Genomic DNA, 18,523 nt, shown 5'->3' on the forward strand with positions numbered 1-18,523 from the left:
AGTATTCAATATTGTTAAAAGAAAATGACCTAATAGGTTTTTGTTTTTTTATTAGTTATTTTTGAGATGTAAATGAAAGAGGAAGAAGTAATTTTAGTCGATTCAAAGGATAACGTTTTAGGAACAATGCCAAAAATGGAAGCTCATCAGAAAGGTCTTCTTCATAGAGCTTTTTCAGTATTTATTTTAAATTCAAAAAACCAAGTTTTACTTCAAAAAAGAGCCTTAACAAAATATCATTCGCCAGGATTATGGACAAATACTTGTTGCAGCCATCAAAGAATCAACGAAAGTTCTATTGCTGCAGGAATAAGGAGGTTAGAAGAAGAAATGGGACTTAGTGCAAAATTAAAAGAAGTTTTTACTTTTAAATATAAAGCTCCATTGACCAATGGTTTAATAGAGCACGAACTAGATCATGTTTTAATTGGATTTATAGAAAAAAACCCGATTATTAACCATAATGAAGTTTCAGAATGGAAATGGGTTGATTTTGATTTTCTATCTAAAGATCTAATTCAAAACCATAATAACTATACAGTTTGGTTTAAGATTGTTTTTGATCAATTTTTTAATTATATAAAAACTCATGAAAGTAACGGTAAGTAGAAAAGCACATTTTAATGCAGCACACAGATTATTTCGTCCAGATTGGGATGAAAATAAAAACAAAGATATTTTTGGAAAATGTTCTAATAAAAACTTTCATGGTCATAATTATGATTTAATTGTGAGTGTCAAAGGCGAAATTGATAATGAAACTGGCTATGTTATTGATATGAAAGTTTTAAAAGATCTAATTAAATCTGAAGTCGAAGATGCTTTTGATCATAAAAACTTAAATATTGAAGTTCCTGAATTCAAAAAATTGAACCCAACTGCTGAGAATATTGTTGTGGTTATATACAATAAGTTGCGAAAACATATCTCAAAAAGTAATGAAGTAGAGATTGTTTTATACGAAACTCCTAGAAATTTCGTCAAGTATTCTGGAGACTAGGTGTTTTATTATTTAAAAAGTATTTATCTTTTTAAGACACTAATTTAGATGTATATTTGAAAAAAAAATTATGGCAAGTGTTAAGCAGCTAAAAAAAGACATTAATAACACTATTGGTTCTTTTATCGAAGATATTTATATTTGGGAGTTAACTAATCCGAAAGCTGATATTAATAAAAGTAATTTGTTAATTGACGATTCGCTTTCTCTTTTTGATCAATTAATAAAAGAAGTAAATTTATCCAAAATTAAAAATACCAAATCTCACTTCAATTCTATTCTAATTAATCTTAACTCTGGATTGGTTAAAATGAATAAAAAATTAGATAAGTTAAGTTAAATCTAATTTTGATTTACTAATTTTTTATTTCTTTCCAAAACATCATAAAATAATTTTCCATATTTTGATGTCATTATATTATCAGGCATGTTTTTAGCTATTGTATCCAAATAAGAAGGATTAGCATTATTCATTTCAGTAACTATGATATAGGGTGATATTATCTTATCAGAGTGGGTTTTAGCAAAGTTTAATGTATATAAATATCTTCTTCTATTTAGCATGTCGATTCGGTTTTGGAACGAATCAATTAAAATGATATCTTGTCTTTTTTGAGCATTTAAATAAAGTTTCAAAAGATTTAGATTACTGGAATTAAATTTTCTGGCCATTGACTTATACTCATCTAATAACTCATTGTTTTCTGATCCCTCAATGAAGGCACTGCTTTCAAATGTTTTAAGCCTTGTTTTTATTTTTATATTTCCTTTTGAACCAAAAAATACAATACGATCATTTATTGAATCTTCGTTATCTTTTTTTAAATACAAATGAAATATTTCAGGTTCATTTAACGTAGTTTTAAAATTAAAATTTCCATTACCTCTTAATTCAAATGAATCAATTGTCACTAAAACTGAATCATTATATTTTTTTAAAAACAGAGAACCCTTTCTTATATCTGAAATAACCCCGTCAATTTCCATTGTGTTATTATTTTGAGTTTTTGGTCCACATGAGGTGATTAAAACTACTAAAGAGAAAGTATGAATAAATTTTTTCATGATTAGATATTTAACCAGTATGTTAGTTTTATATTTAAACTTCTTGATCGTGGAATAAGTGAATTTGTTGTAAAATAATTATCGTTATAAACTACGTAAAGGTCGGATAGGGGCGCAAATCTCCATTGCAGCCTTGAGTTAACACCTAAGTTTTCAGATTGAGAGCTAAATTGTACATATGAGGTCCAAAATATTTTTTTTGTAAAAGTAAAATCAATTTTAGGTCTTATTAAAAAAATATTTTCCTTGGGATAACCATTCCTTAAATCAATGTGATCATAATTAAATGATAATGAAGTTAACATAAAAGGCTGAATCCTCCAATTTAAAGTATTTTCAATTGAATATTTCGTTCCAGTGTAAAATTGTCCAATTTCTGGTTGAATCCTGTAGTTAAATGTTTTTCTAACATCTGAATTATACGAAAACCTTAAACTTGTATACTTATATGTATTTTCTCCAGGAATTGGATTGTCATCATTCATACCTGTAGGATCAAAATCAGAGTAAAGATATGTAGACCTACTAAAAACTCGAAAACCCATCCTTACTCCGTTTTTATATGTAAAATTCATGGATGGGCTAATTGTTCTATCAGAATTTCTAAAATTATCATTAGGTCTATAATAACTCCACATTCCAAGTCCAATATCCCATTGTGTTAGATTTTTACCTTCAGGATAAAATTTTAATTTATATTGAGGAGTCACTTTAAATAAATCCGTTCTTCTAATAAAACCAAGATCCGATTTAAAGTCTTCCCCTAACATATTGAATCCAAGTTCAATGGTATTTCTTCTTGTATTTTTTTCAATTGAAGCTCCATAACTGCTATCGTCATCCTCTTTATTAGAGTCTGGTTTGAAAGATTTATGATAATAAAATCTACCTACATAAACATTATCTGGAGATGCCAAATTATAATCTAGTCCTACAAGTCTATTGAACTTTTCATTATCATTAACAAAATCGTAATTCTGTACATTCTCTCGATTAATCATTAGTAAACTTATGTTTGATCTTGAAAACACTTTTTTTTGAAGAGAGAAAACAGTGTTATTATTTGAAGGAATTTCATTAGCAATATCTTCCTCAGTTCTCATATGTAAAAAACCAACTCTCCAATTTTCGTCAAGTTTGCCACTCAACCTTGCACCTGCTATTATTTTATTTTCTATCGTATTACCATTTATGTCTTTTGCAACACCAATTCTTCTAGAGAAGAATGGACGTCCATCTCTTGAGTCTCCAAAGTTTGTAAATAAGTCACTGTTTTGAATAAAAAACTGTCTTTTTTCAGGTAAAGAAACTTCAAAGCGTGTTAAGTTAACAACTTGATCATCAACTTCCACTTGAGAGAAATCAGGATTAATTGTAAGATCTAGGTTTAAGCCATTACCTATTGGGATTTTGGCATCTGCCCCAAAACTAAGATTATTTAATTTTGTTTGATTTTCAAAATCATTTGATGTGATACCATTTAAATAAGGAATAAATGCTAAAGGTGCTTTTGATTTACCAAGTGGATCTTCAAAAATCATATTACCTAAAAATGCAAGACTTACTATTTGTTGATTTCTAGATCTTTGTGTCCAGGTTGTCCATTCGTTAACATTGCTATCAAACCTGTAAGCATTAAAACCCCATGATTTTGCTCCCTCAGGGAAATTTAAAAATTTTAATGGAATTTTAACCTCATTTATTATATAATCATCGAAAATCTGTGCTTCTGTTTCCCATTTTGTATCCCAACTGCTATTAGCATCTCTTCTATAATCAGTTGCACCGTTTGATAATAAGGATTCGCGCTGAACTCCTTCAGGGTTAGTTCCAAAAAAAAATGCGTTAGTTCTATCGTTATAAGTATCGAATACAAATGTAACTCCGTCAATACCCCAGCCCGTCCAATCTCTTCTTAAAGATGGAACAACATATTTTCTGTTTTTTATATCAGATTTTGCCAGTAAATAAATGTTATTTTCATCTCTCAATATTTTGATTGAGGTTTTTAATTCAGCCCTTAAACTATCAGTTGGAAAGTGTTGAAAAAAATCATCAATTTGATTAGCTTCATTCCAAGCTTCGTCGTTACCTAAACCATCGATAATTATTAATTTATTGGTAGTTTTAACAATAACCTCTCTGGATTGAGAATAAGATTTTAAATGAAAAAAAATTAAGAAAACATAATATAAAAGATATTTTTTGTACAAAATTTTAAGTTTTATTAATCAACTATTTAATTTAATGAATTGACAATTATTCATTTAAAAGGTTTAATTCTAAATGAATAATTTTCAAATTTAGCATATTTGTGTGAAGGAAAGTAAAATTATTAGCAGTATATATATTTACCTTTCATAATGCACAGAACCCAAATAACTATTTAATAAAATCTAGACTCCTTTGAAGGAACTTAGTTAGGGCTTCACCCTTTAATAAACCTAAGGAAAGTTTTGCTAGATCAAGAGATTGAATTATTAATCTTTCTCTTTTTTTAGCTGTTTTTGTGTTAAGAATTTCGTTAATAAGCTCATGATTTGTGTTTACTAGTAATGTATACATTTCAGGCATGTTACCTCCCATCATACCCCCTCCACCGCTCTGTTGCATTTCCTTCATTCTTCTCATAAATTCCGGCTGTGCTAACACAAAAGGTAGCGATTTACTATCCATAGCTTCTAGTTGAACCATATAACCACTCTCTTTAACTATTTTCTCTATCATTGGCTTTAATTTTTCTTTTTCTTTATCAGAAAGTTTAGATACTATAGCTTCATCTTTTTTGATTAGATTTTCAATAGAATCTCCATCAACTCTGGCAAAACTAATTTTCTCTTTACTTCCTTCCATTTTTTGAATGAGATGAGAAATTATCGGAGAGTCTAAAAGGAGTACCGTATAACCTTTGTCTTCGGCAGTGGATACATAGCTGTGCTGTTCCTCAGCATTACTTGTATACAGAATAACTAGCTTATCATCTTTATCTGTCTGGATAGGTTTGATTAAATCTTCTAATTCCTTATATGTTAAGAAATCTCCTTTTGTAGTTGGATATAAAGCAAATTTTTCAGCCTTTTCAAAAAACTTATCTTCACTCAACATTCCATACTCAATAACTACTTTAATATCATTCCATTTTTCTTCAAATGATTTTCTGTCTTTTTTAAATAAACTACTGAGTTTGTCGCCAACTTTTCTTGTTATATAGTTGCTTATTTTTTTCACAGCACCATCAGCTTGAAGATAACTTCTTGAAACATTTAACGGTATGTCTGGTGAATCAATTACACCTCTTAGCAAAGTAAGAAACTCAGGAACAATTCCTTCAACATTATCAGTTACAAATACTTGATTTTGATATAGTTGTATTCTATCTTTTTGAACATTAATATCATTATTAAGTTTTGGAAAATATAAGATCCCTGTTAAATTAAAAGGATAGTCTACATTTAAATGAATATTAAATAGGGGTGTTTCGAATTGATTCGGATATAATTCTCTATAGAAATTATTATAATCATCATCACTCAATTCTTTGGGAGTTTTTGTCCATGCTGGAGTAGAATTATTGATAATATCATCAACAACTTTTTTTTCTGGTTTTTGATCTTCAGCAGCCCCTTCAGGAAGAGGAAGGTCAATTTCCTTAGTTCCCAATTTAATTGGGATTGGCATAAACTTATTATACTTCATCAATAGCTCTCTAATTCGAGATTCCTCCAAAAATTCTTTTGAATCCTTAGATATGTGGAGAATAATTTCAGTTCCTCTTTCTTTTTTGTCAGATTTGACAAGGTTATATTCCGGAGACCCGTCACATGTCCAGTGAGCTCCTGGGTCTTTTTGATGAGACTTAGTTATTATTTCCACTTTGTCAGCTACCATGAAAGATGAGTAAAACCCAAGACCAAAATGTCCAATTATTCCAGAATCTTGAGCTGTATCCTTATATTTTTCTAAAAACTCTTCTGCTCCTGAAAAGGCTACTTCATTTATGTATTTGTTAACTTCACCTAGAGTCATTCCAACCCCCTGGTCAATCACATGTAAAGTTTTCTTTTTGTGATCTATTTTAATTTCAATCTTTGGGGATCCAATATTCCCTTTTATTTCTCCTAAACTACTCAAATGAGATAACTTTGTTGAAGCATCAGTTGCATTAGAAATAAGTTCTCTCAAGAAAATTTCGTGGTCACTATAAAGAAACTTCTTAATTAACGGGAAAATATTTTCTACCGCTACATTAATTTTACCTTTTGACATAATTTATATAATTTATTTATTGATAACCTATTCAAAAAAAATACCAATTGGTGCTTTAATGACATTTTGACACTATTTAAAAATCAATAATATGTTATATTTAGTATTATTTTAAATAAATTGCTAATTCAAAAATGAAGAATGTACAATTCAAAAATAGTAGGATTAGGTAAATATCTTCCAGATAATATAGTTACAAATAAGGATTTAGAAAATAAAATTGACACCAGTAATGAGTGGATAGTTGAAAGAACAGGTATAAAAGAGAGAAGGCATATCGTCAAAGGTGATGGAAATACAACTGCATCAATGGGAGCAAAGGCTGCAAAAATTGCTCTGGAAAATGCAAATATGTCAGCTGATGAAATTGACCTTATTCTATTTGCAACCTTAAGCCCTGACTATTATATGCCAGGCTCCGGTGTTTTTGTCCAAAATATTTTGAACATCCCTAAATGTCCTGCAATGGATATAAGAAACGCCTGTTCAGGATTTGTTTATGGCGTGGCCACAGCGGACCAATTTATAAAGACAGGCATGTATAAAAATATACTTGTAATAGGTTCTGAAACTCAATCAGGAGCCATTGATATGACTACAAGAGGAAGAGATATTGCCGTTATTTTTGGAGATGGGGCTGGCGCAGCAGTTGTTTCAAGAAATGAATCCAAAGAATCAGGTATACTATCTTCTCACCTTCACTCTCAAGGAGAGCATGTTGATAGTTTAGTCATGAAAGCACCAAATACAAATAAATGGGTAACTGAAATTGTTAATGAAAATAACCCAGAAGATTCATCATATTATCCCTATATGAACGGTAAAATGGTTTTTAAAAATGCAGTTTTGCGTTTTGAAGAAGTTATCAATGAAGGTTTAATTTATAATAATTTACAAACTGAAGATATAGATTTGCTAATTCCACACCAAGCTAACCTTAGAATTTCTCAATTTATTCAGAGAAAATTAAATCTAAGGGATGATCAAGTTTATAATAACATTATGAGATATGGAAATACAACTGCGGCTTCAATTCCAATTGCTTTGACCGAAGCATGGGAAGAAGGCAGATTGAGTGAGGGAAATATTTTGGTTCTGGCTGCTTTTGGAGCTGGTTTTTCATGGGGAAGTACAATTATTAAATGGTAAGTGGAAATCCTACTCTAGTTCTTGGTGCTTCATCTAACGAGTTAAGATATTCAAATAAGGCAATAAGAATGCTTGTTGATTGTGAACTTGATGTTTATGCGGTTGGGAGAAAAAAGGGGGAAGTTTATGGGGTTACAATACAAAATTTTTTTCCAAAAAATATTTTGGTTGACACTTTAAGTATTTATTTAAACATTTCTCATCAACATCAATATATTGAATCAATTATTGGTTTATCTCCAAATAGAGTTATTTTTAATCCAGGAACAGAAAACCCTAAATTATTTAATCTTCTGGTTTCCATGGGAATTAAGTGTGAAAACTCATGTACTTTGGTCTTGCTTTCCACTAATCAATATTAATCCAATAAAAGTAATCAATCCATTTATAGGAAGTAATTCATATCCGATTTCATAACCCCATAAGTTTTCACTTTTCACAAAATCCAAATAAAATAATAATTTTGGAATGCTCACCATAAATACCGATGCTAAACTAATCCATAAAACTTTTCCATCATCTATTTTATATTTAGTAAATATTCCTAAAGAAAAAATACCTAATAATGGACCATAGGTATACGAAGCAATTGATAACAGGCTATCTATTACATTTCTATCTAATATATGTTTAAAAATAATAACAACTAAAATTAACATAACACTCATCAATACGTGAACTGTCAATCTAATTGATTTTTGTTTTTTTTCTTTATATTTTTTTATGTCTAAAAAATCGATACAAAATGAGGTTGTTAATGATGTTAGAGCACTATCTGCGCTGCTGTAGGCCGCAGCTACAAGACCTAGGATAAATGTAACCCCAATTACAGGGCCTAGATTGTGATTAAGCGCTATTTCAGGAAATATTAGATCAGAACTTTTTTTACCCTCAAATAAGGGTATACTTATACCCATCTTATAAGAATATGTGTATAATAAAATACCTAGTAATAAAAATAAAAAGGTTACAAAAACTAAAACAAAACTAAAAGCAATCATGTTTTTCTGAGCAGAAATTAAATCTTTACATGTCAGGTTTTTTTGCATCATATCCTGATCTAGTCCAGTCATGCAGATTGTAATAAATGCTCCACCAATTATCGATTTTATAAAATAATTACGCTCATTAAAATCTTTAGTAACGAATAAGTGACTCATATTTTTAAATGAATCACTTTCTATGAATGTTATAAAACTTAAGTCTAATTCATTCAATATATAATTGATTGATAGAATCACAGATAATATCATTAATGTTGTCTGAATAGTGTCTGTCCATATAATTGTATTTATACCTCCTTTGTATGTATATATCCAGATTAATACAACGGAAAGGATTACAGTCACTTCAAAAGGAATACCCCAATTTTTAAAAACATATTGGTATAAAACCATGGCAACTAAAAACATTCTAAAAGAAGCTCCAAGTATTCTAGATATGAAAAAGAAAAAAGCTCCAGTTTTTTGAGTTTTTGGACCAAATCGAATATTAAGATACTCATAAATGGATGTTACATTATTTTTATAATAAACAGGAAGAAGAACAAATGCTACAATAAAATAGCCTAGTAAATATCCTATTACCACTTGAAAATAAGTAAGTTGAGAGTCTTCCACCCAGCCAGGAACTGAAATAAAAGTTACCCCTGACAAGCTTGCACCGACCATTCCAAAAGCAACAAGATACCATGGTGCTTTTTTATTTGCATTAAAAAATGTTGAGTTTGATCCTGTATTACTTGTGAATTTTGATATTGTAATTAACAATAAAAAATATCCAATTATAAGCATCAATATAATTTCAGGTGACTGCATAAATAGGTAAAAGGCAAATATAGAAAATCCTTTTTCCATATTATATTTTTGTATTTTTATACAATGGAATTTTCTTCAAAACTATTATCAGATGTTGTAGATGAAATATCTAGATTACCCGGAATTGGCAAAAGATCTGCACTTAGACTTGCTTTATATTTACTTAAACAACCCAAAGAAGACACCGTTTTATTAGCCAAAACACTTGAAAAGTTTAGAAATGAAATTGGTTATTGTTCCAAGTGTCATAATTTATCTGAAAATAATATTTGTGAAATTTGTTCAAATGAAAAACGTAACAAAAAAATACTTTGTATTGTTGAGGATATTAGGGATGTCATGGCCATAGAAAACACTAATCAGTATAATGGTTTGTATCATGTTTTAGGTGGTATTATATCCCCTATGGAAGGGGTTGGACCAGGGGATCTTAATATTGATTCTTTAGTTGAAAAAGTTAAATCTAAAGAAATTAATGAATTAATTCTGGCACTGAGTAGTACATTGGAAGCGGACACTACTAATTTTTATATTTTTAAAACTCTTTCAGAATTTGAGATTAAAATTACTGCTATTGCTAGAGGAATTTCTGTAGGAGATGAGTTAGAATATGCAGATGAGGTTACCTTAGGGAGAAGTATTTCAAGAAGAATACCTTATGAAAGTTCGATTACCGAATAATAGTCCTTTATTCATAATTTTGGTACTTTTGTTTTAATAATTTAATATGGGTAAGTACTTTTTAAAACTCCCAAAAATGGGAGAGAGTGTCGCAGAGGCTACATTAATTACATGGCTTAAAGAGGTAGGGGATACTATTGATGCTGATGAGTCTGTTGTTGAAATAGCTACCGATAAAGTTGATTCCGATGTTCCATCGGAATTTACCGGTAAACTATTAGAAAAGCGTTTTAATGTAGATGATGTTATTAAAGTAGGAGAGGTAATAGCTGTAATTGATAGTAAAGATGTTGAGAGTGAAAAAAACGAGATTAATGAAAAGAAAAATATTGTACATGAAAATAGCCAAATTATAAATGAGAACTCTAGAAATTTAATATCGGAAGACTCCATTGAACCATTAATAGATCATGAAACATCTGGGCTTATCGATAAAGCTGAATCTATAATTAATGATAGTTTTCATAAAACAGAAAAAAGATTTTACTCACCCTTAGTAAAAAGTATTGCGAAAAAAGAAAACCTATCCAATGATGATCTTGATAATATTAATGGAACAGGAAAAGACAATAGAGTTACTAAAAAAGATATTCTTAATTTTTTAAACTTAAAAAAATCAAATTCATTTGAATTAAAAAATCCAGTGACAGAAGATTCTAAATCTAAAGATCAGTTAATTGAAATGTCACGAATGGGGAAGTTGATAGCCAATCATATGGTTGAAAGCAAAAAAACATCTGCACATGTTCAATCTTTTGTTGAAGTTGATGTGACAAATTTATGGGAATGGAGAGAAAATATAAAAGAATCATTTTTCAAACAAACTCAAGAAAAACTTACGTTTACTCCTTTATTTATTTTGGCAGTAATCAAAGCTTTAAGGGACTTCCCTATATTAAATAGTTCTTTGCAAGGTGATTCAATACTTCAAAAAAGAGATATAAATATTGGAATGGCTACGTCATTGTCTGATGGTAATTTAATCGTTCCTGTTATAAAAAATGCAGATCATTTAAATTTAATTGGCTTAACAAAAGCAGTTAATAACCTCTCGTCACGAGCTAGAAATAATCAACTTTTACCTGGGGATATTAAAGGGGGAACATATACTGTAACAAATGTGGGTAATTTTGGCTCTATTATGGGGACTCCAATTATTAACCAGCCTCAAGTTGGTATTTTAGCGATTGGAGTAATAAGAAAAATGCCATCAGTAATTGAGACTTCGGAAGGAGATTATATTGGCATAAGAAAGAAATTAATTTTATCTCATAGTTATGACCATAGAATTATCAACGGAGCTATTGGAGGGCAGTTTGCTAAAAATATTGCAAATTATCTTGAACAATGGGATATAAATTTTTCTATATAAATGAAATTACAATTAGAAAGACCACTCTGCTTTTTTGATCTTGAAACAACTGGAATAAACATTACTTCAGATCGTATTGTTGAGATAGCTGTTTTGAAATTGTATCCTGACGAAAAAATAGAAAAGCAAGTTTGGTTAGTAAACCCTGAGATGTTGATTCCGGCTGAAGTTTCAGAAATTCACGGGATTACCAATGATATGGTTGCTAATTCTCCAACTTTCAAAGAAATATCTAAAACAATTTATAATTTCATAAAAAACTGTGATTTAGCTGGTTATAATTCTGATAGATTTGATATTCCACTTTTAATGGAAGAATTCCTAAGATCAGATTTAGATTTTTCAACTAAAAATTTAAAAACAATAGATGTGCAAACAATTTTTCATAAAATGGAACAAAGGAACCTTACGGCAGCTCTGAAGTTCTATTGTAATGAAAAACTTGAAAATGCCCACTCGGCAATGGTAGACACTCAAGCAACGCATGATGTTTTAATGTCACAACTCGAAAGATATAGTGAATTACAACCATCAACATCTTTTTTAAGTGAATTTACAACCCGAAGAAAGACAGCAGATTTTGCAGGATATATAGTCTTTAATAAAGATGGTCAAGAGTGTTTTTCTTTTGGAAAACATAAAGGAAAAACAGTTAAAGATGTATTAGAAAATGAACCCGGTTACTTTGGTTGGTTGTTAAAGGCAGACTTCCCTCTTTACACTAAAAAAATATTAACTAAAATCAGAATAAGTAATAGTAATCTTCAAAAATAAGTAATTTTGAAAATAATTTGTGTTGGAAGAAATTTTAGCGATCACATAAAAGAAATGGATAATGTACGGCCAGAAAACCCAGTAATTTTCATGAAGCCAGATACTGCATTAATTCAAAAAAATCAACCTTTTTTTATTCCTGCTTTTTCAAATGATATTCATCATGAAATTGAGCTTATAATTAAAATTAACAAAGTTGGTAAATATATTGAAAAGAAATTTGCAAATAAATATTATCAAGATTTTACAGTTGGTATCGATTTTACCGCAAGAGATATTCAAATCGATTTAAAGTCAAAGGGATTGCCATGGGAAAAATCTAAATCCTTTGATGGTTCTGCATTAACAGGTAAATGGTTAAATAAAAATGAATATGATTTAAATAACTTAAGTTTTCATTTGAATATTAATAATAAATTGGTTCAAAATGGGAATACAACATTTATGTTATGGAAGATTGACGAACTTATCTCCTATATTTCAAAATTTTTTACACTCAAAATTGGCGATTTAATATATACAGGAACCCCTTCTGGAGTGGGAAGATTAAATCAAGAAGATGTTTTAGAAGGTTATGTTGAGAATGCTAAATGTTTTCAAATTAAGGTAAAATAAAAATAAATGAAAGCGGAACTTATATCTATTGGTGATGAGATTTTAATTGGGCAGATTGTAAATACAAACTCCGTTTATTTATCAAAGTCACTAAACTCAATAGGAATAGCTGTGTCACAAATCACGTCAATTTCAGATAATTCAGAAGATATTATAAATACAATTGAAAGATCCAAGAAAAAATCGGATATAATTATTATTACAGGTGGACTAGGGCCTACAAGTGATGATATCACAAAACATACATTGACGTCATATTTTGAAGATAAACTTATTTGGTATCCTCAAATAAAAAATCATATTGAGGGTTTATTTAAAAAATATGTTACAACTCCAATAAGTGAAATGAATAAGGAACAGGCACTTTTACCATCAAAAGCTAAAATTTTCATAAATGAGTTCGGAACTGCATCTGGTATGTGGTTCTCATCAAAAGATATTGAAGTTATTGCATTACCCGGTGTTCCTTATGAAATGAAATCTCTAATGCAGAAATCAATTATACCTCTCCTAAAAAAGTCATTCAATAGACCTTTTATTTATCACAAAACTTTATTGACCTATGGTCTAGGAGAGAGTGCTATTGCGCTTAGAATATCAGAATTTGAAAGCAAACTTCCCAATTCAATAAATTTAGCTTATTTGCCAAGTTTAGGTAGAGTTAGGTTAAGACTTTCATCATCTGGAATGAGTGAGATAAGGGTCAGAAAAGAAGTTGATAAAAATGTTTCAATTCTAAAGTTATTGATTAGTGATATTTATGTTGGAGATGAGGATGATGGACCGATAGAAGTTTCGATAGGAAATACTCTTTTTTCTCAAAATAGATATTTGTCAATTGCTGAAAGTTGTACCGGAGGTAAAATATCGTCAGTTATAACAACACAGGCAGGGGCTTCAAAATTTTTTAAGGGGGGAGTTGTAGCATATTCAAATGAGCTAAAGACATCTATTCTAAATGTTCCAGCAAAATTGATCGAAGAAAAAGGAATTGTCAGCTCAAATGTTGCTAAAGCAATGGCTTTAGGTGTTAAAAAACGATTTAATTCAGATTATGGAATAGCCACAACTGGAAATGCTGGACCAACTTCAGGGGATAATATTTCAGAAATAGGTGAGGTACATATTGCAATATCCGGCCCCAATGGAGTTTTTAGTGAATGTTTTCAAATGGGAAACCATCGTGAAAGAGTTATTGATAAAACAACAAACAAAGCTCTTGAGATGCTCTACCAATTAATTAAAAGTGATTAATTATAAATTTTAAATAAGTTTTGTTACTACATAAAAATATGTAAATTTGCAACCTGTTAAAAAACTTTAAAATTAAGATATTATGGCTAGAGTCTGTGACATTACCGGTAAAAGAGTCATGTTTGGAAATAATCGTTCTAAAGCCATGAACAAAACTCGAAGACGCTTTGATATTAATTTGATTAAAAAACGTTTTTTCATACCTGAAGAAGATAAATGGATTACTTTAAAAGTTAAAGCATCTGTTTTAAAAACAATTAACAAGAAAGGTATTTCAAGTGTAATCAAAGAAGCTAAAGGAAAAGGTCTTTTAAAATAAAAGAAATAAAATGGCAAAAAGAGGGAATAGAGTACAAGTTATATTGGAGTGTACTGAGCATAAAACATCAGGAAAATCTGGAACATCTCGTTATATAACTACTAAAAACAAGAAAAACTCACCTGATCGTCTTGAAATAAAAAAATTCAACCCAATTTTAAAAAAAATGACGGTTCATAAAGAAATTAAGTAGTCATGGCAAAAAAATCAATAGCAACACTTCAAACGGGATCAAAACGACTGACCAAAGCTATTAATATGGTCAAAAAAGAAAAATCAGGTACATACAGTTTTGTTGAAGCCATCTTAGATCCAAAACATGTTAAAGATTGGATGCTAAATAAACCAATAAAACAAGAAGTAATTCCTGAAAAATCAAAAGAGGTAAATACAACTTCTGAAGAAAAAATTATTGAACCTATTGTAGATGAAAAAAAGTGACGGTTTAGATCCTCCATCAAGTGAAAGTCAAAATCAAAAGAAACCAAATGATGATTTATAAGTCTCTCTAATTTAAACTTATATAAAAAAGCTACTTTTAAAGTAGCTTTTTTTATTTTTATAAAATGAGAATATTCAATAAAATCACATCTATAATTAAAGGTGAAGATAAGTCGAACGAAGATCTAAAAACCAAAGCTATAGATTCAGACAACAAAGTTATATCTGAAGAATCTAAACTTAAAATAAATATTGATTCTAAAACAAAATTAGAAACAGATGAAAAGAATTTAAAAGCTCATGACTTAAAAAGAAATATTCTTGATAAAGGTTTAGAGAAAACAAAAAACTCTTTTTTTTCTAAACTAGGGAGAGTTCTTGTAGGAAAAAGTAAAGTAGACGATGAAGTATTGGATGATTTGGAAGAGGTTTTAATATCATCAGATGTTGGGGTAGAAACTACAATTAAAATAATTGATAATATTGAAAAGAGAGTTTCCAGAGATAAGTTTTTGGGATCACATGAATTAAATAAAATATTAAAAGAAGAAATTACAGGGATTCTTTTAGAACATCATAGTCAAATAGATTCGAATAATGACCCTATTGTTTCAGGTATGCCCTACGTAATAATGGTCGTTGGTGTCAACGGTGTTGGTAAAACTACTACTATTGGAAAGCTAGCTAATAAATATAAAAAACTTGGGAAAAAAGTAATGCTTGGTGCTTCGGATACTTTTCGAGCAGGCGCTATAGACCAACTCAATATTTGGGCAGAGAGAGCTGATGTTAAATTAGTAAAACAGTCGATGGGAAGTGATCCAGCATCAGTTGCTTTTGACACATTAAAATCTGCAAAAGTACAAAACATAGATATAGTCATTATAGACACTGCTGGACGACTACATAATAAGGTAAATCTAATGAATGAACTTTCGAAAATTAAACGAGTTATGGACAAAGTCATTCCTGACTCCCCTCATGAGGTTCTTCTTGTATTAGATGGATCAACTGGCCAAAATGCATTTGAGCAAGCCAAACAATTTTCATCCGCCACTGATGTTTCATCATTAGCGATAACTAAATTAGATGGAACTGCAAAAGGCGGAGTTGTTCTTGGTATTTCTCACCAATTTAAAATACCAGTCAAATATATAGGGGTAGGTGAAAAAATTGATGATCTTCAGATTTTTAATCCAAAATCTTTTGTGGATTCTTTTTTTAATAATTAGTTCATTCAATTTTTTTATAACTTCTGTTCCCTGTGAAAAAAATTGCATTTGCCATAAATAATTTTCCATTTTCCCAGAAAGCACGAAATAAGGGGTTGTCTACCATATATATTATATTTCCTTGACCTAGATTCTGATTTCCAAAAAGTAAACTATTACTTTGATTTGATGATACATTAGATCCTGTAAAACCGGAGTGAGGCTTTATATCATCTTTAAGATATGCTATATTTTGATTTTTTAAAAGTTTGTAAGCCTTACCAGATAGCTTAAGAGTATAATAATAATCTTCATACCCATAAGCCATAGGATGAGACGGGTCAACCTCTGCTTTATAAATACTTCCAGTTATTAGATTACTAATATATCTTCTTCTTCTTGAACTATTTAAAGTTAAATCTATTGATTTATCTTTTGAAGATTCTTTTGCAGATATTTCAAATAATTCAATTTTTGATAAAGCGTCTAGGGCTCTACCCATAGCAATTAAAGTCCCACCATTTCTAATCCATTTGAGTAAATTAGTTTCTGTTTTATCAAAATCATAAAATCCTGATGGTAAAATTAAAATGTCCGTCTGTAGAAGAACTTCGTTATTTAACCTTGATTCGCTTATATAATTGGCTTGATAACCTAATTGTTTTTCAAAAAAATGAATTATTTCACCAGCATTATAAGTTGAAGTATTCCCTTCTGTTAAAACACTTATTCTTGGAGGAGAGATTAGAGATAATTTATCAGAGCCTAGATCAGGTCCAGATAAAGAATATCCAGATGATAATTCAGTAATTTTACGGTTATTTATTTCTGCGATTGAAAGAATAGTATTTTTTAGATCGGAGCTTGAAAAATCAGAGTTATCCCCTCGGAGAATAAATAGTGACCCTCTTTTCCAATTAATATTTTGATTTTTTAACGGACTATTATTAAATCTAACTTTAATTTTTGATTTTAATAAATCTGCTAAAAACTTAGCATCCTCTAAACTATTCCAGTGAGAAGCCCATCCATAAGCTTTTTCATTAATTTCATTTTCAACATAAGTTTCAACTTTATAGTCTACCAATTTAATTGTTTCTTTTGTGGCAATAGCGTCAAGTCCGTATGCATAGGGAAGAGCCCAAGCGGTAATGTCATAAGTAAGTGAGTCAGACAAAAAGGTGTTTGGTTCCAGTAAAACATGGGCTATTTTTCCCTTCACCTGACTTGTTGAAATGACCAGATCATTAGATTTAAGTTTTATGGATTTATTTTTTTTTGATTTATAATCATACCCTTTAACAACTTTATTTGAGTTTGGAGAACCATATACTATTTTGTGTCTATCAAGAAGTTCTCTTAATTTATTCAAATTATCAATATTACCATTAATTATAAAGTTTTTGAATTTTGTCGATTTGTCTTTGTAGAATTCTTGATATGCAATATTGAGGTTCTTAATATTCTTTGAGGCAATTTCTACCGTAGATATACTTGTTGTATAGTGGTGGTTAATCCTGTCAATTAATGTAAGTTCAACTCCATCGTCATTTTTAAGTCCAAGTCCAGCTCTTCCGCCCCCTGCTTGTTCGTATGTCATTCCAATAGCTCCAAGAAATGAAGGATACGAATCACCATAACTAGGGTAAAGTAAATCAAACCTTTCTTTGGTATAGTAAAGCCATCCATTTTTATCAAAATATTTAGCATGATTTTTTGCAATTACATCTTGAAACGATCTTTGAAAATCTGTAATATTTTCATGGACTGGTTCTGCCGCAGGGGCAAAATAATAAGGAGAATTTACACCTTGTTCATGAAAGTCAACATGAATGTGAGGTAACCATTGGTTGTATTTTGTAAGTCTTTGTTGAGTTTCAATCTGTGTTGCCCATGCCCAATCTCTATTAAGGTCAAACGCATAGTGGTTTGTTCTTCCGTTTTGCCACGGTTCTTGATGTTCTCTTGAAAAAGAATTAGAGTTGTATGGAAGTCTTTTCTTTTGGTTATACCAATTAACATACCTGTCTCTTCCGTCAGGATTTATACAAGGATCAATAATAACAATTGTGTCTTTTAGCCAATCTTTATATTCAGTAATTAAATTATAAATTGTTTTCATGGAAGCTTCAGTACTTGAAGATTCATTACCATGAACGTTATAACTTAACCAAACTATTGATTTATCAGTATTTAACTCTCCATTTACAGATCCTGAGTTTTTAAGGTGGTTGTTTCTTATTTTATCTATGTTTTTAAGATTTTCAGGATTAGATACTATTGCTAATTTAAGTATACGTCCTTCATTAGTTTTTCCATATGATTCAATTCTTACCCAATCTGAGTTTTTATCAAGATATTTAAAATAATCTACAACTTGATGGTGCCTTGAAAAAACAGTTCCAAGCTCATACCCCAGGAAGGAATCTGGTGAAACTACAGTTTGAGAATTAGTGTTAAGACTAAAAATTAAAAGCGATGCAAGTATGTGTTTTTGAATCATAATATATTTTTGAAAGTAAAATTAATTTTTTTTAGACATTATGGATCAATAGTGTA

General features: G+C 29.8%; 18 protein-coding genes and 1 pseudogene. 14 read left to right on the forward strand and 5 right to left on the reverse strand.

All coding sequences use genetic code 11. The features are described from left to right. Positions 1–72: 72 nt before the first annotated feature. The 3 genes from idi to AC3ATN_RS03380 all read left to right on the forward strand — a co-directional run bounded on the left by idi (position 73) and on the right by AC3ATN_RS03380 (position 1,340). Complete coding sequence (gene idi, locus AC3ATN_RS03370; RefSeq protein WP_487531823.1) at positions 73–609, forward strand: isopentenyl-diphosphate Delta-isomerase; 537 nt, start codon at positions 73–75, stop codon at positions 607–609. Next, complete coding sequence (locus AC3ATN_RS03375; RefSeq protein WP_487531824.1) at positions 590–1,000, forward strand: 6-pyruvoyl trahydropterin synthase family protein; 411 nt, start codon at positions 590–592, stop codon at positions 998–1,000. The genes idi and AC3ATN_RS03375 overlap by 20 nt, the downstream gene beginning before the upstream one ends. 70 nt (positions 1,001–1,070) lie before the next feature. After that, a complete protein-coding gene (locus AC3ATN_RS03380; protein ID WP_487531825.1) occupies positions 1,071–1,340 on the forward strand; it encodes a hypothetical protein in 270 nt (89 codons plus the stop codon). A gap of 2 nt (positions 1,341–1,342) precedes the next feature. On the opposite strand, the gene AC3ATN_RS03385 is transcribed toward AC3ATN_RS03380, so the two are convergent. From AC3ATN_RS03385 to htpG, 3 genes are all read right to left on the reverse strand, one after another. Next, positions 1,343–2,065, reverse strand: a complete 723-nt coding sequence (locus tag AC3ATN_RS03385; protein WP_487531826.1) for a DUF4369 domain-containing protein — start codon at positions 2,063–2,065, stop codon at positions 1,343–1,345. A gap of 2 nt (positions 2,066–2,067) precedes the next feature. Then, complete coding sequence (locus AC3ATN_RS03390; protein ID WP_487531827.1) at positions 2,068–4,278, reverse strand: DUF5916 domain-containing protein; 2,211 nt, start codon at positions 4,276–4,278, stop codon at positions 2,068–2,070. A 169-nt stretch (positions 4,279–4,447) separates the two neighbouring features. Further along, positions 4,448–6,331: a molecular chaperone HtpG gene (gene htpG, locus AC3ATN_RS03395; RefSeq protein ID WP_487531828.1), complete on the reverse strand. Its 1,884-nt coding sequence runs from the start codon at positions 6,329–6,331 to the stop codon at positions 4,448–4,450. 141 nt (positions 6,332–6,472) lie between these two features. On the opposite strand from htpG, the gene AC3ATN_RS03400 reads away from it, so the two are divergent. Further along, a complete protein-coding gene (locus AC3ATN_RS03400; protein WP_487531829.1) occupies positions 6,473–7,480 on the forward strand; it encodes a beta-ketoacyl-ACP synthase III in 1,008 nt (335 codons plus the stop codon). Beyond that, positions 7,474–7,842, forward strand: coding sequence for a CoA-binding protein (locus AC3ATN_RS03405; RefSeq protein ID WP_487531830.1), 369 nt, complete (start codon positions 7,474–7,476; stop codon positions 7,840–7,842). Before AC3ATN_RS03400 ends, AC3ATN_RS03405 begins: the two co-directional genes overlap by 7 nt. Here the strand turns inward: AC3ATN_RS03405 and AC3ATN_RS03410 are convergent. Continuing rightward, complete coding sequence (locus AC3ATN_RS03410; protein WP_487531831.1) at positions 7,804–9,336, reverse strand: sodium:solute symporter; 1,533 nt, start codon at positions 9,334–9,336, stop codon at positions 7,804–7,806. The genes AC3ATN_RS03405 and AC3ATN_RS03410 overlap by 39 nt on opposite strands. A 24-nt stretch (positions 9,337–9,360) precedes the next feature. Here AC3ATN_RS03410 and recR point away from each other — a divergent pair, with 24 nt between their 5' ends. The 9 genes and pseudogenes from recR to ftsY all read left to right on the forward strand — a co-directional run bounded on the left by recR (position 9,361) and on the right by ftsY (position 15,985). Next, positions 9,361–9,978: a recombination mediator RecR gene (recR, locus tag AC3ATN_RS03415; protein ID WP_487531832.1), complete on the forward strand. Its 618-nt coding sequence runs from the start codon at positions 9,361–9,363 to the stop codon at positions 9,976–9,978. A gap of 46 nt (positions 9,979–10,024) precedes the next feature. Next, complete coding sequence (locus AC3ATN_RS03420; RefSeq protein ID WP_487531833.1) at positions 10,025–11,350, forward strand: dihydrolipoamide acetyltransferase family protein; 1,326 nt, start codon at positions 10,025–10,027, stop codon at positions 11,348–11,350. Next, on the forward strand, positions 11,351–12,124 hold the full coding sequence (locus AC3ATN_RS03425) for an exonuclease domain-containing protein (protein ID WP_487531834.1): 774 nt from the start codon (positions 11,351–11,353) through the stop codon (positions 12,122–12,124). It begins immediately after the preceding gene. Between the two features lie 6 nt (positions 12,125–12,130). Next, the gene (locus AC3ATN_RS03430) at positions 12,131–12,739 is read left to right on the forward strand and encodes a fumarylacetoacetate hydrolase family protein (RefSeq protein WP_487531835.1); all 609 of its coding nucleotides are present in this window, start codon (positions 12,131–12,133) and stop codon (positions 12,737–12,739) included. Positions 12,740–12,745: 6 nt separating this feature from the next. Beyond that, entirely contained in the window at positions 12,746–13,993 is a 1,248-nt protein-coding gene (locus tag AC3ATN_RS03435) for a CinA family nicotinamide mononucleotide deamidase-related protein (protein WP_487531836.1), read from the forward strand. An 82-nt stretch (positions 13,994–14,075) separates the two neighbouring features. Further along, positions 14,076–14,312, forward strand: coding sequence for a 50S ribosomal protein L28 (gene rpmB, locus AC3ATN_RS03440; protein WP_487531837.1), 237 nt, complete (start codon positions 14,076–14,078; stop codon positions 14,310–14,312). A gap of 10 nt (positions 14,313–14,322) precedes the next feature. After that, entirely contained in the window at positions 14,323–14,505 is a 183-nt protein-coding gene (gene rpmG / locus AC3ATN_RS03445) for a 50S ribosomal protein L33 (protein ID WP_487531838.1), read from the forward strand. A 2-nt stretch (positions 14,506–14,507) separates the two neighbouring features. Further along, positions 14,508–14,657, forward strand: a pseudogene (locus AC3ATN_RS03450) (DUF4295 family protein); the annotation flags it as partial. Between the two features lie 221 nt (positions 14,658–14,878). After that, positions 14,879–15,985: a signal recognition particle-docking protein FtsY gene (gene ftsY, locus AC3ATN_RS03455; protein ID WP_487531839.1), complete on the forward strand. Its 1,107-nt coding sequence runs from the start codon at positions 14,879–14,881 to the stop codon at positions 15,983–15,985. Position 15,986: 1 nt separating this feature from the next. Here ftsY and AC3ATN_RS03460 read toward each other — a convergent pair whose 3' ends face one another. Next, positions 15,987–18,467, reverse strand: coding sequence for a M14 family metallopeptidase (locus AC3ATN_RS03460; protein ID WP_487531840.1), 2,481 nt, complete (start codon positions 18,465–18,467; stop codon positions 15,987–15,989). Between the last annotated feature and the right edge of the window lie 56 nt (positions 18,468–18,523).

The organism is Candidatus Marivariicella sp., from assembly GCF_983056325.1.